Annotated in this window: 20 protein-coding genes and 1 tRNA gene; 9 read left to right on the top strand and 12 right to left on the bottom strand. The window is 43.8% G+C overall.

The genetic code is table 11. The annotated features are described in order from the left end of the window. Positions 1–102: 102 nt before the first annotated feature. Positions 103–1,569, bottom strand: coding sequence for a glutamate synthase subunit beta (locus tag B3G15_RS08010; RefSeq protein ID WP_290719803.1), 1,467 nt, complete (start codon positions 1,567–1,569; stop codon positions 103–105). Beyond that, on the bottom strand, positions 1,566–6,038 hold the full coding sequence (gene gltB / locus B3G15_RS08015) for a glutamate synthase large subunit (protein WP_290719806.1): 4,473 nt from the start codon (positions 6,036–6,038) through the stop codon (positions 1,566–1,568). The genes B3G15_RS08010 and gltB overlap by 4 nt, the downstream gene beginning before the upstream one ends. Before the next feature lie 294 nt (positions 6,039–6,332). On the opposite strand from gltB, the gene B3G15_RS08020 reads away from it, so the two are divergent. Next, positions 6,333–7,175: a transporter substrate-binding domain-containing protein gene (locus B3G15_RS08020; protein WP_064299704.1), complete on the top strand. Its 843-nt coding sequence runs from the start codon at positions 6,333–6,335 to the stop codon at positions 7,173–7,175. A 2-nt stretch (positions 7,176–7,177) separates the two neighbouring features. Beyond that, positions 7,178–7,855, top strand: coding sequence for an amino acid ABC transporter permease (locus B3G15_RS08025; protein WP_290719810.1), 678 nt, complete (start codon positions 7,178–7,180; stop codon positions 7,853–7,855). A gap of 81 nt (positions 7,856–7,936) precedes the next feature. Here B3G15_RS08025 and B3G15_RS08030 read toward each other — a convergent pair whose 3' ends face one another. Next, a complete protein-coding gene (locus tag B3G15_RS08030) occupies positions 7,937–9,778 on the bottom strand; it encodes a putative bifunctional diguanylate cyclase/phosphodiesterase (protein ID WP_414651118.1) in 1,842 nt (613 codons plus the stop codon). A gap of 145 nt (positions 9,779–9,923) precedes the next feature. Between B3G15_RS08030 and B3G15_RS08035 the strand changes: the two genes are divergently transcribed. Continuing rightward, complete coding sequence (locus tag B3G15_RS08035) at positions 9,924–10,553, top strand: FMN-dependent NADH-azoreductase (RefSeq protein WP_050678294.1); 630 nt, start codon at positions 9,924–9,926, stop codon at positions 10,551–10,553. Here the strand turns inward: B3G15_RS08035 and B3G15_RS08040 are convergent. The 6 genes from B3G15_RS08040 to B3G15_RS08065 form a co-directional block, all read right to left on the bottom strand. Then, positions 10,550–11,425 carry a helix-turn-helix domain-containing protein gene (locus B3G15_RS08040; RefSeq protein ID WP_290719815.1) on the bottom strand — a complete coding sequence of 292 codons (876 nt, stop codon included), beginning with the start codon at positions 11,423–11,425 and terminating at the stop codon, positions 10,550–10,552. The two genes, B3G15_RS08035 and B3G15_RS08040, sit on opposite strands and share 4 nt — an antisense overlap. A gap of 28 nt (positions 11,426–11,453) precedes the next feature. Beyond that, positions 11,454–12,320: a helix-turn-helix domain-containing protein gene (locus B3G15_RS08045; protein ID WP_214859885.1), complete on the bottom strand. Its 867-nt coding sequence runs from the start codon at positions 12,318–12,320 to the stop codon at positions 11,454–11,456. Between the two features lie 37 nt (positions 12,321–12,357). After that, a complete protein-coding gene (locus tag B3G15_RS08050; protein ID WP_290719821.1) occupies positions 12,358–13,239 on the bottom strand; it encodes a helix-turn-helix domain-containing protein in 882 nt (293 codons plus the stop codon). A gap of 83 nt (positions 13,240–13,322) precedes the next feature. Further along, positions 13,323–14,213, bottom strand: a complete 891-nt coding sequence (locus B3G15_RS08055) for a helix-turn-helix domain-containing protein (protein WP_290719823.1) — start codon at positions 14,211–14,213, stop codon at positions 13,323–13,325. A gap of 7 nt (positions 14,214–14,220) precedes the next feature. Beyond that, a complete protein-coding gene (locus tag B3G15_RS08060) occupies positions 14,221–15,108 on the bottom strand; it encodes a helix-turn-helix domain-containing protein (RefSeq protein WP_290719826.1) in 888 nt (295 codons plus the stop codon). Between the two features lie 89 nt (positions 15,109–15,197). Next, positions 15,198–15,268 (bottom strand) — tRNA-Thr (locus tag B3G15_RS08065). A 438-nt stretch (positions 15,269–15,706) separates the two neighbouring features. Here B3G15_RS08065 and B3G15_RS08070 point away from each other — a divergent pair. Continuing rightward, on the top strand, positions 15,707–16,882 hold the full coding sequence (locus B3G15_RS08070) for a MalY/PatB family protein (RefSeq protein ID WP_290719828.1): 1,176 nt from the start codon (positions 15,707–15,709) through the stop codon (positions 16,880–16,882). 260 nt (positions 16,883–17,142) lie between these two features. Further along, positions 17,143–18,615: a sodium/proline symporter PutP gene (gene putP, locus B3G15_RS08075; RefSeq protein ID WP_214859874.1), complete on the top strand. Its 1,473-nt coding sequence runs from the start codon at positions 17,143–17,145 to the stop codon at positions 18,613–18,615. Between the two features lie 56 nt (positions 18,616–18,671). Here putP and B3G15_RS08080 read toward each other — a convergent pair whose 3' ends face one another. Together B3G15_RS08080 and B3G15_RS08085 are read right to left on the bottom strand one after the other, a co-directional pair. Beyond that, positions 18,672–19,463: a class I SAM-dependent methyltransferase gene (locus tag B3G15_RS08080; protein WP_290719831.1), complete on the bottom strand. Its 792-nt coding sequence runs from the start codon at positions 19,461–19,463 to the stop codon at positions 18,672–18,674. Between the two features lie 41 nt (positions 19,464–19,504). Beyond that, on the bottom strand, positions 19,505–19,819 hold the full coding sequence (locus B3G15_RS08085) for a hypothetical protein (protein ID WP_023468579.1): 315 nt from the start codon (positions 19,817–19,819) through the stop codon (positions 19,505–19,507). Between the two features lie 204 nt (positions 19,820–20,023). Between B3G15_RS08085 and B3G15_RS08090 the strand changes: the two genes are divergently transcribed. From B3G15_RS08090 to B3G15_RS08100, 3 genes are all read left to right on the top strand, one after another. Next, entirely contained in the window at positions 20,024–20,506 is a 483-nt protein-coding gene (locus B3G15_RS08090) for a GNAT family N-acetyltransferase (protein WP_064299696.1), read from the top strand. 124 nt (positions 20,507–20,630) lie between these two features. Continuing rightward, positions 20,631–21,329 (top strand): queuosine precursor transporter, encoded by a 699-nt coding sequence (locus B3G15_RS08095; RefSeq protein ID WP_029341956.1) that lies wholly within the window; start codon positions 20,631–20,633, stop codon positions 21,327–21,329. Positions 21,330–21,388: 59 nt separating this feature from the next. Next, a complete protein-coding gene (locus tag B3G15_RS08100; protein ID WP_290719836.1) occupies positions 21,389–21,760 on the top strand; it encodes a PilZ domain-containing protein in 372 nt (123 codons plus the stop codon). 53 nt (positions 21,761–21,813) lie between these two features. Here B3G15_RS08100 and B3G15_RS08105 read toward each other — a convergent pair whose 3' ends face one another. Next, a complete protein-coding gene (locus B3G15_RS08105) occupies positions 21,814–23,484 on the bottom strand; it encodes a glycoside hydrolase family 13 protein (RefSeq protein WP_290719838.1) in 1,671 nt (556 codons plus the stop codon). A gap of 224 nt (positions 23,485–23,708) precedes the next feature. Between B3G15_RS08105 and B3G15_RS08110 the strand changes: the two genes are divergently transcribed. Then, positions 23,709–24,326, top strand: a complete 618-nt coding sequence (locus tag B3G15_RS08110) for a hypothetical protein (RefSeq protein WP_064299693.1) — start codon at positions 23,709–23,711, stop codon at positions 24,324–24,326. Positions 24,327–24,351 lie beyond the last annotated feature (25 nt).

The raw sequence follows: 24,351 nt of genomic DNA on the forward strand, positions 1-24,351 counted from the left end.
CCTTGAAACAAAATCAATAGTTATTTTTGAACTGGCAGCTTTCTTTGCCAAACACAAAAAAGCCTGGATTTCTGATGATGCCAGAAATCCAGGCTATGTGATTTAGCCTGTTTGTTGCATTGCTTTTAAATATTGTCCGACGGCTTCCGCTACTTCACGACCTTCGCGAATCGCCCAGACGATCAATGATTGACCCCGTCTTGCGTCACCTGCGGCAAATACGCCTGGCCGGTTCGTCGCGTAACGCGTCGTCTTGATTTTCCCTCGTTCCGAGGCGACCGCTAAATGTTCGAGTACATTCTCTTCGACACCACTGAATCCGATGGCGATCCAGACTTGATCGACCGGGAAGTAACGATCGCTCCCTTCGATCTCCTCAAAGATCACTGCTCCCGATTCATTTTTTGTTTTCGTTGTCTGAATCGTCCAGACACCCGTGACTTGACCCGATTCACTTGTTGTGAATCGCTTGATCGCGATCAAGTATTCACGAGGATCCCGACCGAATTGTTGAAACGCTTCTGCGTACCCATAATCGATGGAGTAGAGTGACGGTGTATCCGGCCACATGTTTCCTGTTGCACGCGTCGTACCCGGTTGTTCATGTTTACCGAATTGGACGACGGAGCGACAACGTTGACGGAGTGCTGTTGCCACACAGTCCGCTCCGGTGTCGCCTCCACCGATGACGAGAATATCTTTATCTTTTGCGTCATGATCAGCAGACAACGGTTCTTGCGAGAGCACGTGACGTGTTACCCCTGTCAAATAATCCATCGCATAACCGACTCCACGCGTTGGCGCATCCATCAATTTGCGTGGTTCCGTCGCGCCGACACATAAGATGACGGCGTCATACTCCGCTTCAAGTGTCTCGAGAGTGATATCTGCACCGATCGTGACGTTCGTCCGGAAGTGGATCCCTTCTGCTTCAAGCAAATCAACACGGCGCTGTACGACCTCTTTATCAAGTTTCATGGCTGGTATACCGTACGTGAGTAATCCGCCAATCCGATCTTCCCGCTCGTAGACCGTCACTTGATGACCGGCTTGATTCAGCTGATCGGCAGCCGCAAGACCGGCAGGACCAGATCCAACGATGGCAATCGAACGTGTCGATCGTATTGCTGGAATTCGGGGCACGACCCATCCTTTTTCAAAGCCAATGTCGATGATCGTCCGTTCGATATCTTTGATTGCGACCGCAGGTTCATGAATCGACAACGTACACGACCCTTCACATGGCGCCGGGCAGACGCGACCCGTGAATTCCGGGAAATTGTTCGTCTCAAGAAGGCGATCGAGTGCCTCTTGAAAACGTCCTTCTTCTACGAGCAAGTTCCATTCTGGAATCAAGTTATAGACTGGACAACCAATCTTCACTTGATCAAATACTTCCCCTACATGGCAAAACGGGGTGCCACAATCCATACATCGACTTGCTTGTTGACTCGCTTCCGCTTCCGTCAAAGCCGTCTTATATTCCTTAAAGTCATCCACCCGTTCGCTTGGATGTCGTTCCGTCCCACCCGAACGAGCAACTGTCATGAATTGATCGCGTCGTTTCATCGTACCCCTCCTGTTCTGCGCCCTAGATGTGTCTCAAATGCGAGCAACATCGCTTCTTCGGTGTTGTGTCCTTGTTTTGCGAAATCAGCCATCAACGTCGTCACTTTCTCATACGTCGAAGGAATGACGCGGATGAACGAATGAATGACATGATCCCAGTTCGCTAGAATCGCATCGCCCTGCTCACTACCGGTTCGTGCAACGTGACGTTCGATAAACGTCTTCAGTCGCGCAATCTCTTCGACATGCGTGACGAGTCCCGTCGTGACGAGTTCGCGGTTGACGCGCTGTAAAAATTGTTCAGGATTACGCGGTAAGACATAGGCGACACCACCTGACATACCGGCAGCAAAGTTTTTTCCGACATCGCCAAGGACGACGACGGATCCACCGGTCATATACTCGAGTCCATGATTACCGATTCCTTCGACGACAGCGACTGCTCCGCTGTTTCGAACCGCAAATCGCTCACCTGCCTGACCGTTGACATAGAGTTCTCCACTCGTCGCCCCGTAAAGTGCGACGTTACCAATGATCGACTGATCGGACGAGACGAACGAAATCGAACGTGGAGGATGGACGGCGATGATACCTCCGGACAATCCTTTCCCGACGTAATCATTCGCTTCTCCCGTGACATCAAGCGTTACTCCGCGTGGTAAATACGCGCCTAAACTTTGTCCGGCAGATCCATTCAGTTCGAGTTTCAATCGATCCGTCGGCAGACCAAGTGCTCCAAACCGTCTTGTCAGCATGGCACCGGTCTGTGTTCCGATCGCACGGTCTGTATTTTGAATCGTTAAACGTAGTGTCTGAGGCTGACTGAAATCTGCCGCCTCTAAATACGGCGAGATTTCACGAGCGTCAAAGGAACGCTCGACATGATGCTGTTGTTGTTCAGCCGGACCGTGTGTCACATGGACGAGGAGACGCGAAAAATCAAGACTCTTCGCTTTCCAATGTGTCCGTTGTCGCTCCGATGGTTCGAGTAAATCCGTACGCCCTACGAGATCTTGCAGCCGTCTTACACCGAGTTTCGCTAAATGTTCTCGTACTTCCTCTGCGATGAACGTCATGAAATGGACGACGTCATCGGCAGATCCCGTGAATTTCTTACGGAGCTCTGGATCTTGCGTCGCGACACCAACAGGACACGTATCGAGATGACAAGCACGCATCATGATACATCCGACGGCGATGAGCGGAGCTGTCGCAAACCCATACTCATTCGCTCCGAGCATCGCGGCGAGGATGACGTCGCGACCAGTCAATAGCTTTCCGTCGGTTTCAAGGACGACACGCTCGCGCAACCCGTTTAATGTCAACGTTTGGTGCGTCTCAGCAAGACCAAGTTCCCATGGCAGTCCGGCATGTTGAATACTCGTCTTCGGCGAGGCACCCGTGCCGCCGTCATGACCACTGATGACAATGACGTCCGCAAGCCCCTTCGCAACTCCAGCCGCGATCGTTCCAACGCCACCTTTTGCGACAAGTTTGACGCTAATCCGGGCTTGATCGTTGGCACGTTTTAAGTCATGAATTAACTGGGCCAAATCTTCAATCGAATAGATATCGTGATGTGGTGGAGGAGAAATCAATCCAACACCCGGTGTCGATGCACGCACCCGTGCGATCCACGGATAGACTTTTTCACCAGGCAATTGACCACCTTCTCCGGGCTTCGCACCTTGTGCCACCTTGATTTGTAATTCGTCCGCGTGAACGAGGTAATGACTTGTCACCCCAAAACGACCAGAGGCGATCTGCTTGATTCGGCTCATCCGGAAGTCACCATTTTCATCCCGTTCGTATCGTTCCTCCTCTTCACCGCCTTCACCACTGTTACTCTTTCCGCCTAAGCGGTTCATCGCGATCGCAAGCGTCTCGTGCGCTTCTTTTGATAACGAGCCGTATGACATCGCACCCGTCTTGAAGTATTTGACGATTTCGCTGACAGGCTCAACTTCTTCAATTGGGATCGCCGTCGTCTCCTTGAACGTCAACAGATGTCGTAGCACCGTTGCCGGTTCCTCCTGAATGCGTTGAGCGTACTTTTGATAGAGCCGGTAATCATTCGTACGGCATGCGTGTTGCAACAAATGAATCGTTGCTGGGTTAAAGGCATGATGTTCTCCCGCTTGACGGTACCGGAAGACACTACCGGACTCTAAATAAATCCGTTCATCTGCAATCTGTTGTGCTCGTCGGACTTCTTCTTCCATCAGTTCAAGCGTCATCCCGCTCAATTGAGAGACCGTACCCGTGAAATGCTGCTCGATGACGGAACGATCGATTCCGACCGCTTCAAAGATTTGCGCACCACGGTAGCTGAAGACCGTCGAAATGCCCATCTTCGACATGACTTTGACGACGCCTTCCGTGACTGCTTTTTGGTAACGTTTGTCGACATCCGTAAAACGATCCCCTACCGCTTCTTCAAGCGTCGCATATGCCAGGTACGGATAAATCGCATCCGCACCATATCCGAGCAACGTCGCGACATGGTGGACTTCACGAATCTCTCCCCCTTCAACGATCAAGCTGAGATTTGTACGTAATCCCTTGCGGATCAGCGCATGATGAATCGCACTCGTCACTAAGAGGATTGGCATCGGCAATGTGCCAGGGCGTACGAGACGATCCGATAATGTCAATAATTCATACCCGTTTCGTGCAGCGGTCACAGCCTCATCAACGATCATGTCGAGCGCTTCTGCAAGCGAGTCGGTGAACGTCGTCGAAATCGTTTTTTGCTTAAGCCCACTTTGTTTAAGCGCATGGGCTTCGTCTGGTCGCAGAATCGGGGTCTCTAAGCGAACACGACGACAGTTCGCGCGGTTCGGCGTCAGCAGTTCCCCTTGTCGACCAAGCCATGTCAGCGTCGAGGTGACGATCTCTTCGCGTAACGCGTCAATTGGTGGATTCGTGACTTGTGCGAACAGTTGCTTGAAATATCGGAACAAGGATTGAGGGCGTTCACTTAAGACCGCTAGCGGTATATCCGTCCCCATCGCACCTAACGGATCCTTTTGTTCTTCGACGAGCGGGATCAAGTATTGATCGATATCTTCACGCGTATATCCGAAGTGTCGTTGTTTCGTTCCAAGTTCAACGAGTGTTTCCTTGAAGTCGTTACTTGAAAGGGAAACGACTTCTTGCGCGAGCCACTCCGCGTAGGGATGACGTGTCGCTAGCTCCCGTTTAATCTCTTCGTCTGCGATCAACTGACCGGACGCAAAGTCGAGTAAAAGCAGTTCACCCGGTGCTAATCGTTTTTTGTACAGGATGTCTTGTTCACGAAGAGGGAGTACTCCTGCTTCTGACGACAACATGAAGTGACCATCGCGTAACAATACATATCGCGCTGGACGTAAACCGTTTCGGTCAAGCGTCGCACCGATCTGTTTTCCGTTCGTAAAGACGATTGCAGACGGACCATCCCATGGCTCCATCATGCTACTGTGGTACTCATAATACGCGCGCTTCGCTGGTCTGATTTCAGCATGTTCGAATGGTTCCGGTACGAGCATCAGTGCTGTCTCAGCGAGTGAGAGTCCGGACAGATGAAGAAACTCAAACGCATTATCAAGCATCGACGAGTCGCTACCTGTCTCATCTAGAATCGGTAACACTTCCTCTGCCCGATTACCATATGTCGTCTCAGCAAGTCGACGTTCTCGACCGCGCATCGCACGAATATTTCCTTGCAACGTATTGATTTCGCCGTTGTGAATCAAATAACGGTTCGGATGGGCACGTTTCCAACTTGGGAACGTATTCGTACTAAAACGCGAATGCACAATACCAAATCCTGATTGATAACGTTCGTCTCGTAAGTCATCGAAGTACGCACGCAATTGATCCGTCGTCACGAGTCCCTTATAAACGATTGTTTCACTCGAGCTACTCAGGACGTATTGTTCAAGACCGAGTTGCTCCGATTCACGTTCAAATGCGCGACGAATCAAAAAGAGTGTTCGTTCAAATGTCAATCCTTCCATCGCCTTTGCACCAATGAAACATTGACGAATGACTGGCTCTGTGCGGCGGGCACCCGACCCAAGCACTTCGGACTGGACGGGTACGGTTCGCCATCCTAAGACGTCTTGTCCTTCCGTCAAAATGATTGACTCTAACGTTCGTTCGAGTCGCATCCGTTCCCGTTCCTCACGTGGTAAGAAAATCATGAAAACGCCATAATCCCCTTTTTTAGGAAAGGAAATGTGACGAACCGTTTCACGAAACAAACGATCTGGTAATTGCGTTAAAATACCCGCCCCGTCTCCCGTCTTCGCATCGCTTCCTTGTCCACCACGGTGTTCCATTTGACAAAGCATGGTCAATGCATGTTCAACGATTTCATGACTCGCTCGTCCTGTTTGATGTGCGTAAACCCCGATCCCGCACGCATCATGTTCCATACGAGGGTCGTATAATCCCTGCTGTTCAGGGTATTGATGAAATGTCATAGTAGCACTCTCCTTGCCTTCTTAATTTTCTGTATATTCAGTTAAATTATACTTTACACCCTTTTATGTTTATACGCTACTATGCATAATCACCATTTTGTTCAACCTCTAGAGATAGAATTACCATATATCAACATTGATAACGCTTACATAAACTTGGATATTCATTCAATATTTTTTTTGGTTGAATTCTACACTTTGTGCGCGTATTACTTTGCCCGAACATATGATTCCGTGGTATTTTTAACTATGAAAAGAGTTATTGATCATGGAAATAAAGAGAGGAATAATACGATGAAAAAAACAATGCAATTTACGGGTCTCTTGATCGCAGGAAGCTCGATTTTATTAAGCGCATGTGGTCAGCAAGAGGAGAAGGCAACCGCATATGATAAGATTCAAAAAGAAGGAACGATCGTCGTCGCGACGGCTGGTACACTTTTTCCGACATCTTATCATGAAGAGAAAAACAATAAGTTGACTGGATTTGATGTCGAAGTCGTCAAAGAAGTAGCAAAACGTCTTGATTTGAAAGTGAAATTCAAAGAGATGTCATTCGACGGTATGTTGACAAGTGTTAATACGGGTCAAGTTGATCTTGCCGCTAACGACATTACGATCACCGATGATCGTAAAGAAAAATTCGCGTTCTCAAAACCATATAAATATACGTATGGTACGGCAATCGTCCGTAAAAGTGATTTGTCAGGCATCAAGTCTCTTGAAGACTTAAAAGGGAAAAAAGCTGCCGGAGAAGCTACAACGACGTATATGCAGATTGCTAAAAAATTCGGTGCAAAAGAAGTCACGTACGATAACGCGACGAACGATCAGTATCTACGCGATGTCTCAAATGGTCGAACAGACGTTATCTTGAATGATTACTACTTGCAAACACTCGCTGTCGATTTCTTCAAGGACTTCGATATTACGATTCATCCTGATATCGCTTATAATCCAAGTCAGGTTGGTTTAATCATGGATTTAGATAACAAGGAACTTCAATCCAACATTAACGAACAACTCGATAAAATGAAGGAAGATGGCACATTAAAAGAAATTTCGAAGCAATTCTATGCCGGAAAAGATGTCTCCCAAATGCCTGACGTCAAAACGACGATCGTCGATGTGAACTAACGATGTCTTCAATTGATTGGCGGTCCGTCTTCAATCCGGAATTGGCGGTCGAATCGTTTCCTTATATTTTGAGTGGATTGGGACAGACGCTATGGATTTCCTTGCTCAGCATGGCCATTGGTCTCGGAATCGGGTTAATCCTTGCCCTTTGCCGTCTGTCTCACCTTCGACTTTTACGCATCGGGGCTAGCGCTTATATCTCGTTCATGCGTGGTGTTCCGATTCTCGTGTTGCTGTTCATGTTGTATTTCGGACTGCCGGTCATCAATATTCAACTTGACGCGTTAACAGCAGCAATCACCGGTTTTAGTTTGAACAGTGCGGCGTACATGGCGGAGATCATTCGTTCCTCCTTGTTGTCGATTGATCGTGGTCAAGAAGAGGCGGCAGCGTCTCTCGGTTTATCCAGGTATCGGACGTTTGTTGGAATCATTTTGCCACAAGCGATCCGGAATGCCATCCCACCACTCTCAAACGTCTTGCTTGATCTGGTCAAAGCTTCATCGCTTGCTGCCATGATTACAGTTCCTGAGATTTTTCAAAAAGCAAAAATCGTCGGTGGGCGCGAATTCGATTATATGACCGTTTATTTTGTTGTTGCGTTCATCTACTGGGGAATCTGTTCTTGTATCGCAGTCATTCAAGAGGTTCTCGAACGTCGTTTTGCGCGGTATCTGTGATTCATTGATAAATAGCTATACGAACAGGCGATGGACCATGTCCATCGCCTGTTTACTTTCTTTCTTTGATATATCATATCGTCAGCCTTCTCGATACATCGTTAAAAAGTGTTCTAATTGTCTTGGTTGTAACGGGCGATGGAAGAGATATCCTTGCAACGTATGACATCCCAATCGCTCGAGCAATGTCGCCTCTTCTTCTAATTCAATCCCTTCAGCTACGATTGTCATATCTAATCGTTTCCCTAACTGAATAATCGTCTCGATCATCGCTCGCTTTTTCTCTGAATGAATGGCTTCTTGAACGATTTCTTTTGGAATCTTCAATTGATCGAATGGTAACTCCACTAATGGTTGCATGGATGAGAAGCCCGTTCCGAAGTCATCGAGCGCAATCCGAATCCCATATAAATGGAGTGCATTTAATGTCTCGATGATTTGCTCAGTTCCTTCGATGAAGATGTGTTCTGTCATTTCGATTTCGAGTAATGATGGAGGAAAGCCTGACTGTTTTAAGATTGCTAATACACGCTCCGTAAAATCGGGTTGGCGCAGTTCCCACGGCGAGACATTCACGGAAATCGTTAAAGGTTCCTTCCCCTCTTCCAACCATGCTTTTCCTTGGAAACAGGCTTGACGCATGACCCAACCTCCGAGAGTCTCAATAAAACGTGTCCTTTCCGCAAGTGGAATGAACTCAATTGGCGGAACAAGACCATATTCCGGATGATTCCAACGAATCAATGCTTCGACTCCTGTAATTTGACGCGTTTTTGCACTGACTTGAGGTTGAAATAAAATAAAAAAGTCGCGATCCAACTCTGCATCGTATAAGTCGCGTGTTAACTGAAGCGCTCGTTTTCGTTCATTTTGTGTCGCCAAATCTGTAATCGCATACGTATTTTTACGATTGGATTTAGCAGTGAACAAGGCAATCTCCGCATCATTGATGACATGGTCCGTCGTTTCGTCATTCATATAGGAAACACCAATACTTGCAGTGACGTTAATCTGTTTAAAGTCGATTTGGACGCGTTCTGATACACTCGATAAAATATCGTCACAAAGGCTTCGTGCGTCGTAATGGTTTGGAGCATGCAGTAAAAAGGCACTTCCGCTTGCTTTCGCAATCGTACAATCCGGAAAGCGATTCATCAATCGACGACCAATGATGTGCAAAGTGCGGTCACCTGTCCGGTAACCAAAAGCATCATTGACGGTTTTAAAATCATCCAGATCAACCAGACAAATCATGTCGCCTTCTCGTTTTTTCTTGTCCACTTCTATGACAAAAGAAGAACGGTTCGACAAACCTGTCACGGGATCCGTAAATGCTTGTTCCTGTAGACGGGCTAAGTAGTCAATATTGCGTTCAAGACGAGTAACATATTGATTATGAATCAGTAAACTAATGATCGTCGCAATTAAGATAAGTCCAATTCGTGCGATATGATCAGACGCAAACATCGTAACGTTCTCTAATGAAGGAGTTTGATACCAGATATAGAGTAGGGAGATCGTCGTGATGCTTGTTGCATACAGTAGCATCGTCCGGTTGATGACGACTAAGGACGCTAAAATGAAAAGAAGGGCACATGCCCAAACCGTCTGGACTCCCCGATCGATGAATGGATAATAAATATAAGGAATCAATAAAAAAATACTCGACATCATATGAGGTTTTAAACGATCTGACAACGAACTTTTACCGATGAAATATTGCACGATTCCAGCACTTGCAATGACAAGTGCACGTGTCCAATCCTCCCCGTTCAGACCAGAACGACTAAATACGTTGGCAACGATATATAAAACGGCACCACAACTCGTCAATACAAAAATGATCATCCCGAACAATTGATAATTTGCTCGAATTTCTCGATGATATTGCAGACTATTGGAAGAACGTCGCTGTGTATTCACCGCCATCCCCTCTTTCTAGTTCCTGTCGTTTATTTTCCTTATCAGAACCGAAATAAAACCTGAATTTTCTAAAAATAATAAAATATTGGGAAGTCATGATTTTAAGTAGAATGGGAATAGAGAGGTATAGAAAGGAGTAATGATTATGTCACATTTACTATTCATTGAAGCGAACGATAGCACACATCAAAAAAAAGGCATTAGCTCTGAATTGAACGATGCCTTTTTGAACGCGTATCGTGAAACACATCCGGATGATACAGTTACGGTTTTAAATTTATTTGAAGAACGTCTTCCCTTCTTCGATTTGAAACTGGCGAGCGCGGCAGGTCGCCTCTTTAAAGGCGAGGAATTAACTGGAGAGGATGCGACACATGCACAGCGACTTCAGGAGTATTTAAACGGTTTCTTAGATGCCGATAAGGTCGTCTTCTCATTTCCGATGTGGAACTTGACGGTTCCGGCACCGCTGCACAATTATATGGATTACCTTGCTCAAGCTGGTCAAACATTTCGTTATACGGCCGAAGGTTCGATTGGACTTGTTGAAGACAAACAAGTCCTGTTGATTCATTCACGCGGTGGTGATTATTCGACGAAAGAGAAAGCACCGAGTGAACACGCTGTTCGCTACATGCTCGATCTATTGGCATTTTTCGGCATTGAGGATGTATCGACTGTCATTCTCGAGGGACATCAGCAATATCCGGAACGTGCCTCTGAATTAATCGAACAAGCACTTCAAGAATGCCGACAATTCGGTCGTTCGTTCTAAGTTGGGAAGAGAACGTACTCTGCATGTTCTTCCAGAAGTATTTTTTCATGAATTGGCATATCAAATGCTCGAAAAACGGAATAGGCCATCGTAAAATCGCGTTGGATAGCTGAAAGATCGCCATTCAGTTGTTGAGTGAAATATCCTCGCTGATAATAAAAGTGACCTAAGAAATGACCATCTTCTATTTGAAGACTCTCTTGAATACCTTGTTCGGTGATTTTTAGACCGGCAAGGTATTTTTTTTGCCTATAAAGTTGTTGTCCATAGTTATATAAAATCTTGATGCGAACTTTTTTCAATTCGATGGATGGATAATTCGAATGAATCAATGTTTGAAAGATACTCTCCGCTAAATCGAAGTCACCGTGTTCAACATACAAATTTGCTATCGCCATCTGAACTCTTACATACAGAGTAGCTGATTCAAACCAAAGGTGTTCTTTATTGAGTAATCGTCCGAGCGCTTGAATGGCTTTTAGATAGTGAAGTTGACCACTTTTTTCCTGAACGATGACTTGATAATATGCTACTAAATCACGAACTTCCTCAAAATCAACCGTTGAAAGAACATGTTCGATCATCTTTAAAGCATCAACGTATTGATTAGTCCGCAATAGTTCTGCTAATTGCTCGTCATACGTTTGAAAAACATCACTTCGTAAATGATCTTGAAACAACATCGACAATGGTACCTTTAATCGTTTTGCGACTTGTTGTAGCAAATCGATGGTGGGTGAATTTTTACCATTTTCGATTTTACTGATTTCAGCTTGGCTACAAATGCCCTCACACAATTCTGCTTGTGTAATCTTTTTTTCTTTTCGAAGCCGCTTGATTTCATAACCAATCGAGACGGGTAAGTGATCCATTATATCATCCTTTCTTTCACTTCCATCCTCACATTTGAAAGTGGAGAAATTGTTTTTTACCTTTTAAGACTAACGCGGCATGATTCTCATTGCCGAAGGCAGTAAAAAGTGAATAGGCATGAGTAAACGCATCATGGATATCACACTTTCGATAATTCAATTCTTCATAGAAACATCCTCTTTGATAAAAGAAATGTCCTAACATCGCTGTATCTTTTCGTTCGATGGATAAACAAATTCCTTGTTCAGTAACCTGTAGTCCTGTTTTGAAGTCATTTTGAAAATACAACTGTTGCGCATGATTATATATGATTTTACACTGTAATTTTTTGAGTGCATATGTCGAATACTCATACGTTAATAAATCTTCGTAGATTTTTCGTGCATATGGATATTGACCGTTCAAATAATAATAGTTCGCGACTGACATTCGAATACGTAAATAAAGAACAGGATACTCTATTTCCATTTGGTGTTCATCCGATAAGCGAAGCAATTGGGAGATACATGTCCGGTAATCGATATCTTTTTTACCTTCGCGAGCGACCCAGTCAAAATATTGAATCAATAATTGAACGGAAGAAGGAAGACTAGTCGGTAAACGTTTCATAAATTCTAGCATTTCATCATAACGACGTTGCCTAGAAAAGTCCGACAGTTGTACGTCATAGTCCTGAAATAGCTTTACTTCATTTGAATCGATGAAGATTTGATCCATTGAAATATGTAATTTTTGAGACAAACGTTGAACAAGATCGATCGTTGGAATTATTTTTCCATTTTCAATCTTACTTAATTCCGCTTGACTACATACACCCTTTGCTAATTCTTTTTGTGTTAAATTTTTCTCGATTCGTAGTTGTTTTATCTGTATACCAAATGACTCGATACGCAATCTTCCTCCTCCTTTCTTGTATTTTTTAGTCATGATCTTAGTCCAGTACAGATTGTAAATAAGAACCTTTCGTCTTTAGAACGATGGTAGCGTATTGTTTCATCTGAAAAGCAGAGAATAATTCATACGCCATCGTATAATCATATTTCATCTGCGTGACGTCCGTATCCATCCGTTCATGAAACTCACCACGTTGATAATACAAATGTGCTAAATAGGAAGTCTGTCTCAATTGTCGACTGAGCTGTATGCCTTCCTCGATGATACGAAGACCCTTTTGAGACTGATCCATTTTATATAATAATTTTGCATAGTTATAAAGGATCTTTAGTCGCTCACTCTTCAGACCACTGATTTCTGTAGTGATGCGTAATACTTCATCATAAATCTTTTCTGCTTGTTGATACTGTCCGCACTCTGCATATAAAATGGATAATGCCATCTTGATTCGAAAGTAAAGCATCGGATCTTTCACCCATAGATCCTCTTGATCCATCCATCGCGTAAATAAAACGGAGGTCGTTCGATAATCAACTTGTTTTTTTCGATAATCAATCACAATTTCATAGTAGGTTATTAATCGTCTTATTTCATCAGCAGAATCCTCTACTGAGATTTGTTTCATTTCATGAAAACATTCATCAAAAGCATTCTCGCGTAGTAAGGTACTAAGTTTTTGATCAAGGATATTTGCCTGCTCCAATTGATGTTCAGAATCGCTCTTTAATAATTCTGATATAGGAACACGAAGTACTGTTGCGATTTGTCGTAATAATTCCACAGTCGGCATCGTCTTCCCGTTCTCAATCTTACTAATTTCAGCTTGACTACAAATCCCTGCACTCAGATCTTTTTGCGATAAACCATTCAACTGTCGAAAAAATTTTAGTTTTTTACCAATTGGATGTTCGTCCTTCATCTAATCACCTCTTTGAAATAAACGAGTTGCACTTTTCATGAAAAAACCTTCTTGTTTACCAAGAAGGTTACGTATCCTTTTTATTAATTCTCAAAGGTAAACAACATATACGGTTCCTTCATACGAAGAATCATCTTTTTCCGAACGTCGTGTTCAAATGCATGAAATAGTGTATAGGCGACTGAATACTGTTTTTGGAGTGACTTCTCATCCTCACCTGAGTATTCATCATAGTGAGCGAGTTGATAATAAAAATGACCGAATAGAAATGTATGATTATGCATCAAGCATAACTCATATCCTTTTTTGGCGATGACGATACTTTCCTCAGACTTCCCTTGGTACTCAAGAATCTGACAATGATTGAAGTAAATTTTCAATAGCGCATTTAGATGGGTAGTGGACTGAAGAACTTCGATTTCATTTTCTAATTCCTGATACACGGATTCCGTTAAATGAAATAAGTCCTGCTCTGAATACATATTCGCAATTGCCATTTTGATTCGAATGAACAATTGAATGGACTGAGACCAGACTTCTTTTTCAATCAACAAGTTGCTGAGTAGGCTTGCCGCTGCCCGAAAATCGATTCGATTTTGCTTTAGGTCAATGATCGTCTTGATGTAGCTTTTTAAAATGTCGATTTCGACGATGCTATCCTTTTCTTGCTGGTGAATTCGCTCTAACGCCTCTTTGTATTTCTCTTCTCGAAGCAAATCGGATAAGAATCGATCTAGTTGAAAGAACTTTTCCTCATCGGTATGTTCTTGAAACAACAAAGAGATGGGAACTTGCAACCTTACAGCAAGTTGTTTTAATAATTCCACAGTCGGAGAATTTAACCCGTTTTCAATTTTACTAATTTCAGCTTGACTACATAAATCAACACATAGTTCTTTTTGAGTCATTTGCTTTTCGATACGAAATTGTTTGATTTTTGTACCAATCGATGAAGTTAAAGTATTCATCTCCATCGTTTATTCACTCACTTTCATTAATCGGAAATAAGAGGTGTTCAGAAAAATAGGTTTCAAGGATTTTTAGATAAGAGTGACTCTGAGTAGCAATGAAAAAAGAATAAGCGGTCGTATACGCTTCCTTTGTTTCTGATTCAGATGCTTTTAACGCCTCTAATAAAATTCCTTTTTGAAAATAAAACTGTCCAAGATACGTTAAATCCTGCAATTGTTTTGTCTCTTCGATGACCTTTTCAACTTCCTGCAGCCCTTCTTCGAATCGTTCAAACTCTACTAAATTACGTATGAAATTATACATGATCTTCATTCGAATTTTTTTATATTCTCTTGTTTGATAAGGTAAGTCTAATAGTTCCTTATATATTTGATGGGCACGACTATATTCTTCGTGGTTCGTATACAGAACAGCAATCACCATCTGAATTCGTGTATAAAGAAGAAAGGATTTGTCTTTGACCTGTTCCTGTCTGACAACTTGTAATAAGGAGGCGATACATGTCCGAAAATCAATATTTCCTCTTTCATAGTCTAGTAATTCTTGATGGTAGCGAATTAAAATTTGAGTTTCAACCGCATTATTAACGTTCTCATATTTTGCTAAGTCTTTTGCCATATCTGAGTACGTTTTTTCACGCAAATGCCGAATCATTCGTTGGTCTATCTCATTTAACTTTTGTGATACGATTTCATCTTCAAAAAACAATGAAATCGGGATGCGTAGTCTTCGACAAATCTGCTGTAACAAATCAATCGTTGGAGAATTTCGACCATTTTCGATTTTACTGATTTCAGCCTGACTACAAATTCCTTCACAAAGTGCTTTTTGTGTCATTCCTTGTTTTTTTCGTTCTTGCTTGATTTTATCACCAACAGAATGAATGACTGGATGCATAGAGGTCACTCCTCAAATCAAAAATATCGAACTCATGAAAAAAGTCTTCCGTTTCAAGTATATATCACTTGAGACGGAAGACGTGTCTATGCTTCCGGCGAGAATCGAACTCGCACTGCAGCATTACCATTGCTGAGGTCTGCCATTAACCTACGGAAGCTTGCAAAACCTGATTCTAGTATAACTTATAAAAAAAGACAAAACAAGAAGTCGATGCTTTTCAGATCAACTTCTTGTCACTAATTTACAATGTAGTTTTCGTTAGCGAGTTATCATAGACGACTAAAACTGAATAATGTTCATCCGCTTTAGACGCAACGAATGTTGAAAATTTTAATGTAATGATGGCGTTCGATCCGACCCCATTATTTTCAAAAAATTCATTTAGTCTCTGCTCTAACTCCTCAGGCGATCGCCCGACGACTACTTTAGAATGCAACATGATCATCACTCCGTTTCGTTATGGTAGGTTCGAGTTTAGTAATTACCTGATCGTATAAATGTTAAACCTTTATTTTTTTCGACTTGCCCCACACTCTCTCTATCCGCTATGGTGAAATGGAGTCATTCAACTATTGAAGAACAGGAGTGAAGTCTGATGGAACAAATCAATTTTGATGAAACGATCGAGAAACGAAATACAGGATCCGTCAAGTGGGACGGGCTCCCTTCGCTATATGGATCAGATGAGCTGATTCCGATGTGGGTCGCCGACATGGACGTTCGTCCACCACACCATTTGACAGAACGATTGACTAGACGTGCTGCTACAGGTCATTTCGGTTACTCGATGTTTGAAGACGAAGCAAAACGAGCGATTCAACAATGGTTTCAAAAGCGATATGACGTCACAATCACTACTGATACCATTCTCTACTCGAGCGGTGTCGTTCCAGGACTTGCGCATACCGTCCTCGCATTGACTGAACCGAGTGATGAAATCATCATCCAGACACCGGTCTATCCTCCATTTCATCAAATCATTCAGTCTAATCAACGACAACTCATTGAAAATCCGCTTCTTTTAGACGGTGAGACGTATCAGACAGACTTTCCACTTCTCGAACGGCAAATGCGAACAGCACGTATGATGATTCTCTGTAGCCCGCATAATCCAAGTGGTAAGGTCTATCCGAGAGAAGAATTACAACAAATCGTCGAACTCGCGAAGCAACATGATGTTTATCTTGTATCCGATGAGATTCATGCGGACCTCGTCTATACAGGTTCCGTTCACACCCCTATTCTCGGTTTGGATTATGAAAAACTCATTTTAGTGAGTGCACCATCCAAAACGTTCAATATTCCGGGGCTATATGCGTCTTATTTGATTGTACCTGACATCTCGATTCGTCAACAGATCGAGCGTATCCAGCAACGTCATTTCGTTCACCCGAATGCATTAGCTTCGACTGCGATTACAGCAGCGTATGGTGATGTTGCGAGCGAGCAATGGCTGTCACAATTACTTATGTATTTAGAAGGCAATCGTGACCACGCCATCCGTCGGATTCGCCAAGAGATGCCAAAATTAGACGTCGTCATTCCAGAAGCAACTTTCCTGTTGTGGATCGACTTCAAAGCACTAGAACTAGATAGTAAAACACGATCAGATTGGCTCGTCAAGGAGGCAAAAATCGCTCTAACGCATGGTTCTTCGTTCGGATCTGGTGGCGAAACGTTTGAACGTTTAAACATCGGTTGTCCTCGTGCACAATTAGATCAGGCACTAGACCGTTTAAGCGCCGCATACCAACAGTTTTGGACCAATTAACGTGACATAAATGATCCTAATTTATTAGGGTCATTTATGTTTTATTTAATTATTCCGAATATTTGGATTAGTAGAACTTCAACAGGGACTAAAACCGTCCCAACCCCTTAAGGCACTAGGCGTGGCGGCACTTTTCATGAAAATGAAGTGACTTGCAAAGTCGTTTTATCCCCTGTAAGGTGGGGAACATATCATTTGGCGAACAAGTCAATACATGCTTGATCGCTGAAAAAACTATTGCATTTGGAGGATTTAACTTTATGACGCAAGAATGGATTTCGATTATCCTGTATCTTGTTCTCATGTTGGCAATCGGTTATTTTGCCTACAAGCGAACGACGAATACAGAAGATTACATGTTAGGCGGACGCGATCTCGGTCCAGGTGTCACAGCACTCTCTGCTGGTGCATCGGATATGAGTGGATGGATGCTCATGGGACTTCCCGGCGCCATGTATGCAACAGGTGTATCAGCCCTTTGGCTCGCACTCGGTTTATTGATTGGATGTTACGTAAACTACATCGTACTCGCACCACGTTTCCGTCTCTATACAGAAATGGCAAACGACTCAATTACGATCCCTGATTTCTTAGAGAATCGTTTTGAAGACAAATCACGCGTGCTTCGTACCGTATCAGCACTCGTTATCATCATCTTCTTTACGTTCTACACATCAGCCGGAATCGTATCTGGCGGAAAATTGTTCGTCAGCTCATTTGGATTTGATTACCACTATGGTATGCTCTTGACGATTGCGGTCGTAATCGCCTACACACTTTTCGGCGGTTTTCTCGCAGTTAGTTGGACCGATTTCGTCCAGGGCTGTATCATGTTCATCGCACTCGTTCTTGTACCGATCGTCGCATTGACAGACGTCGGCGGAGTCGATGGTGCATACAACTACGCTGAAAAATTAGACCCTTCGTTGTTTGATCCACTTAAAGGAACAACAGTTCTTGGAATCATCGGATTCCTTGCTTGGGGACTTGGTTACTTCGGTCAACCCCATATCATCGTCCGCTTTATGGCGATTCGTTCTGTTAAAGATTTAAAAAGTGCCCGTCGTATCGGGATCGGCTGGATGTTCGTCTCAATCATCGGTGCCATGATGACAGGACTTGTCGGAATTGCTTATTTTGAAGGACAAGGCAATGGACTCGGTGACCCGGAAACAGTCTTCATCCGTTTCTCGGATGTACTATTCCACCCGTATATCACAGGATTCCTAATGGCTGCGATTCTTGCAGCAATCATGTCGACGATTTCATCACAATTGCTCGTTACTTCGAGTGCGTTGACAGAAGACTTTTATAAAACGTTCTTGAAAAAAGACGCATCGGATAAAGAACTCGTCCTGACAGGTCGAATCGCCGTTCTTGTCGTTGCCGTCATCGCAAGTATTCTCGCGTGGAACCCATCAGCGACGATTCTTGCACTTGTCGGTTATGCATGGGCTGGATTCGGTTCTGCCTTTGGTCCGATCATCTTGCTTTCTCTCTACTGGAAACGGATGACGAAACAAGGCGCACTAGCTGGTATTATCTCAGGTGCCTTGACTGTCATCATCTGGGTTCAACTTGGACTTAGTACGACGCTTTATGAAATGGTACCTGGATTCTTCACAAGCTTGATCTTTACGGTCGTTGTCAGCTTGATGACGAAACAACCGGTCAATGCCGTTCAGGAAACGTTTGAAGAGATGGAAGACGAATTAAAAGACGCAGTTCAATAATCAGCGAATAGCAAGTAAGACCTCTGCCGTATGATTGGCAGAGGTCTTTTTTTGATCTACAGTTCAATCACGCCATAATGCAACTTCGACGTCTTCCGCTTTGTTCGTTCGAACCCAAACCGTCCAAACAAGGGACTCTCATAATGTGCTTTTAACACGATGCGCTGACGTGCCACACGCTTCGCCTCCACCATCGCTTCCTCGGATAAGGCTTCATAGTTCGCAAGCGTTCGTAAAGCGTCGAGATGTGTCGATTCTTCGACAGTCTGTTCGAACATGGGATCAAAGTAGATGACATCAAAGGAATTATCCGGACATTCTTTCAAATAAGCGAGATGGTGTTTGACTTTCACTTCAATTCGTCGCATCGCTTGATTGATCGGTTCGTAGGATTCTTCCCACCGTTTTAATCCGTTCTTGACGACAAACGCTGTCTCAACGCGGCTTTCTAAGCCGGTGATCCGCCCTCGCTCTCCGATGGCATGACTCATGACGATGGCATCTGCTCCAAGACCAAGTGTGCAGTCAAGCACACGCATCCCTTCCGATAAGCGTCCGATCGCAACGAGAGGATCGCCTCCTCCTGCATCAATTTGTTTGATGCGAAACACCGCACTCGAAGGATGGAAAAAGAACGATATCGCCTCGCCTAGTGGATATAAATCAAGCCGTTGTTTATCGACGACAAGCACCGGTAATCCTGTCTCCTGTTGCAAGTGTTCTATGCTTTTTTTCTGACGCACGACGTAGATAAAATGTATCGTTTCATCCGCTAACAACTGTTTCACACGATGATGCACATCGTCAGTCGGACGAAGACATGTCGTCAGTCCAATGGTTGGTTTCATAATGTGTTCCTCCATAAAAAAATAAGCTAGCCGGAGCTAGCTCATTTCTTTTTCTTCAATAATCCTTCGATATCTTCAATCAATGCTTTTTTCGAAATCAGGTCTTCTTGCTTTTCCTGTTCGACTTTTGCATCGACCGTCGTCCGCTTCATGAGTGCCTGAAGCGTCTCATCGATGCTTGACTTCAAATGATCGCGGTCTTCTTTATTAAGGGAAAGATCATGTTGAACTTCATCCCCTTGTTCATCTAATTGGCGTAAGCGTTCCGTCAATTGTTTCGCTTCACGATTCAAGTCCGAATACAATCGTTCGATTTGCTCTAGACGCAATTTGATTCCGTCACGTTCTGTGAACACGTTTTCCAGCCCCTTCCAGTATGCAGTTGTCTACATCATTACTTTACCATATTCCGAGGTAATTAAAACAATCACAAGATGATTACAGAATGACTTTTTTTAGATTTCTTCCTGCGAATCGATTCCAGTTAATTTTTGCAATTGCACGGAGGGTATCGCTATAATGTAAACGAAGCATCAATTGGGATGAGGGAGGATTTTGTGATGGAATTGAGACGTCGAACATTACGTCATGTCGATCAAGCTGAGTACGATCATTTCTTGAAGTATGGCGAGCAAGCATATGGACTGACTCCGCAAGAAATCAAAGGGTATGACCATGAGCTTGGAGAAGAGCGGGCTTTTGATTCCGTCGAGCACAGTTATCCTGAAGATTATTACTTTGATATCGTTGAAGCGGATACGATCGTGGGGCGGGTTTTGCTCTTAAAAATGGGTCACTACTTCCAACTCGACTTCATGGTGTTTGATCCCTATACGCGTCGGGGTCTAGCTACTCAAGCAGTTGCTGAAGCATTAACGTATTCTGGGGTACTAGATCGTCACGAAGTACGTGCGCGTGTCCTTGAACAATCACCGCACGCTTCGTTTGCAAAACGCATTTTAGAAGCGAATGATTTTACATCGACAGAGAACTATTACGTCAAAGGAAGACGTCGTCGATACTCGCTGCAACGAATGGGCTAAAGACCGTCCGAAAGACCATGAAACTCATGGTCTTTTTTAATGCCCTCATCGCTTCATCACCTTTGACAGTTGATCGATTTCAGCGTACAATTTTCATTTGTATGAACAGAAAGGAGTACATCTCATGAACGAATGGTTATGGATCCCTTCCATTTTCTTAACGATGGGATTATTGATTTTCAGTTATTATTTATTTGGTAAGACAGGATTGTTGATGTGGATTGCCATCGCAACAATCATTGCAAACATCCAAGTTACACAAACCGTCGATATTTTTGGTTTCGTCTTCACGTTAGGGAACGTCGTGTATGGCAGTTGTTATCTAGCGACAGATATCCTCAATGAAAAATACGGAAAACAGGTCGCTCGTAAAGGCGTCTATATGGGGTTCTTCTCCCTGATCACGACGACCGTTCTCATGCAGTTCAGTCTCTTGTATACACCACTTGCTGATAAGGCTGCACTCGAAACATCCGATTCCTTGCATTTATTGTTTGGACTCTTACCATGGATTGCTGTTGGTAGTCTTGCCGCTTATCTCGTCTCGCAACTATTCGATGTCTTTATCTATTCAAAGATCCGTCAGAAGACAGGCGAACGTAAGCTTTGGTTACGGACGACAGGGTCAACCGTATTAAGTCAATTGCTTGATACGTTGACGTTTTGTGCGATTGCCTTTCACGATATGCCCTTCTCCATCTGGTGGCAAATCTTCATTACGACGTATCTTGCGAAATTCGTCGTCGCTTGGTTCGCGACACCATTCATGTATTTAGCAAAACGTATCCACCCAACGAAACAATCGACAGACGCTGCTGCATGACCTAAAAAAAACTAGAAGCCTTGACGAAATTGTCGGATAATGGGAGTGGAGGTGCCTACATGAAAATCAAACGCAATGAACCGTTTCGATATACGCTGAAGACTCCTATAATTGGTGAATTTTACTTGCTCAAAGATGAACAGCGTACACCGAAAGGGTTGATGAAGATTCATAATATCTCACCGAACGGACTAGCAATCAGCACAGAACTAAAACTTCCACTCCTCAAATCAATGAAAATCGTCGTTGAATTCTCATTGATTGAAGGACAAGTGCCACTATGCATCGAAGGGTTTTTATTGCATGAGAAGCCTTCCGGTCCTGGGCGGTTGTACGGTATCCATCTCAATTCGACAACAACTGATCGTGAAAAAATCATTTCACAAGTGAAACAGATCGCGAAATCAGAACGTTCCCGTCTTAATGATTAAAATGGCATTGCCCCTACATATGTAAGGGCAATGCCATTTTTTATCGAAACAATTTATGCGTCAAACGTACGGAAGACGACGGCCTCATAAGGTCGAAGTGTGAGTTCGTCGGTAACAACGGACCCATCATAGTTTCCAATGACCCGATCTGACGTATCATGCGTAGACGGAATATTCACATCATGATCCGCAAACGAACAGTAGACATACCAGGTCTCCCCTTCAAGCGTTCGTGAGTAGGCGTATACTTTTGGATGATCTTCGAGTAAGAGTTCATAGCGACCATAGACGACGAGCTCATGGTCATGTCGTAGACGAATCAACTGTTGATAGTAATAAAAGATGGATTGCTCATCTGCAAGCGCCTGTTCGACGTTAATTTCCGGATAGTTCGGATTGACCTTCAACCATGGTGTTCCCGTTGAGAAACCAGCGTTCTCCGACGCATCCCACTGCATCGGTGTCCGCGCATTGTCACGTCCTTTGACATGGATGGAACGTAGTAGTTCAGCCGGTGATGCTCCTTGTTCCGTACGTTCTTTCCACATGTTCCGAATTTCGATATCTTCATAGTCCGCGATGTCTTCAAAAGCGACGTTCGTCATGCCGATTTCCTCGCCTTGATAGATATATGGCGTCCCTTTTAACAAATGCAACAATGTAGCAAGCATTTTAGCTGACTCGACGCGGTACGTCGTGTCATTTCCGAATCGACTGACGACGCGTGGTTGATCGTGGTTATTCCAATAGAGTGAGTTCCAGCCCGTCTCATGTAAGGCCGTCTGCCATTTGGTAAAGTTTTGCTTGAGTTTGAGTAAATCGAACGGAATGACGTCCCATTTCCCATTCGGACCTGAATCAAGATCCATATGTTCGAACGTAAAGACCATGTTGACCTCTTTACGTGCCGGATCCGTGTAAAGAATGGCATCATCCGTCGTCGCTCCTGGCATCTCACCGACTGTCAGGACATCGTATTTACCGAAGGAAGCTTCATTCATCTCGTGTAAAAATTCATGGACACGTGGTCCATTGATATAATGTTCCCCACCATCTCCATACAGTGCTCCTGGATGGACCGTCGTATCTGGTAAGCCGGGTGTCTTCGAAATCAAGTTGATGACGTCCATTCGGAAACCATCAATCCCTCGATCCAACCAGCGACGAATCATCCCGTACAAATCGTGACGCATCTGTTCATTTTCCCAGTTCAAGTCAGGCTGCTTCTTCGAGAATAAGTGTAAATAATACTCATTCGTTGTTTCATCATATTCCCAGGCAGGTCCAGAGAAAATCGATCCCCAGTTGTTTGGTAGCGAACCGTCTGGATTTGCTGGGCGCCACATATAATAATCCCGATATGGATTGTCCTTGCTTTGACGCGATTCCACGAACCACTGATGTTCATCTGACGAATGATTGATGACGAGGTCCATGACGATTTTGATATCTCGTGCATGTGCCTCATCTAGAAGACGATCAAAATCTTCCATCGTTCCAAATTCCTTCATGATGGCTTCATAATCACGAATATCATAGCCATTATCGTCATTCGGTGAATCATAGACAGGACTTAGCCAAATGACGTCGATACCAAGTGTCTTCAAATAATCCAACTTTTCGATGATTCCGTTCAAGTCACCGATTCCATCCCCATTCGAATCATTATAACTACGTGGGTAAATTTGATAAACGACACTATCATGCCACCATTTACGTTCCATCCTCAACACTCTCCTCTTTTATGTACGTATCGTGCTACATATTGAGCAAACGATTGCATCAATTTGTAAAAGCGCTTTCAATTATCACAACGTCATCTTAACATGTCCATGAGAGGTGCTCAAGCAAGAACCTTAACATATTTGATATCATGAAATATAAAATCCAAGTGTTTACTGCATCCAAGATGATGGGAAAGAAAGGTATGAGAAAGGAGTGTGGACAAATGTATCGTCGATATTTGCTCTTCCTTGTCTGGGCGATTGCCATTGTCTTCATCTTATTATTTGGAAATAATCGTGTCTTTCCAGAAGGTTTCTTGATTTCGTTTTTACGTTTCGACCAAAGTCAATTTGATACATCCGCGTTAAGTTTATTTGCCTTACTCGGTATTTATCCGTTCGCTTTCTTTTTACTATTTCTAGATGAGAAACGATTCATGCGCCCCGGACCGCTCGTCGCAAGTATTGGATCGTTCTTCTTAGGTGCCTTCGTGTTGATGCCTTATGTCGCCCTCGCTATTCCAAGGAAAACGTTTCTTCCTTTTCGTCGTCGCGGGTGGATTCCTACCGTCGTCGCCTTACTTAGCGTCGTGACGACATTATTGCTTTGGATTGCTCTTGCTCGATCTGATTGGAGTATATTCCGCATCTACTTTGAGACCAATCAATTCGTTCGAACGATGACCGTCGATTTGTTATTATTCTACATTCTGCAAGTCTATCTGCTCCGGCGCATTCGTGTTCGGAATGCACAATCATTAGAGTGGCAAGACGTGATTCCGCTCTTTGGCTTATTCCGTTATCTATTCGCAAGACATTTACCGACATCCTCAAAATCTTAATTTATGGTACAATGAAATTTGGATT

Origin of the sequence: Exiguobacterium sp. UBA1053 (assembly GCF_002316465.1) — a bacterium.
Classification (GTDB): domain Bacteria; phylum Bacillota; class Bacilli; order Exiguobacteriales; family Exiguobacteriaceae; genus Exiguobacterium_A; species Exiguobacterium_A abrahamii.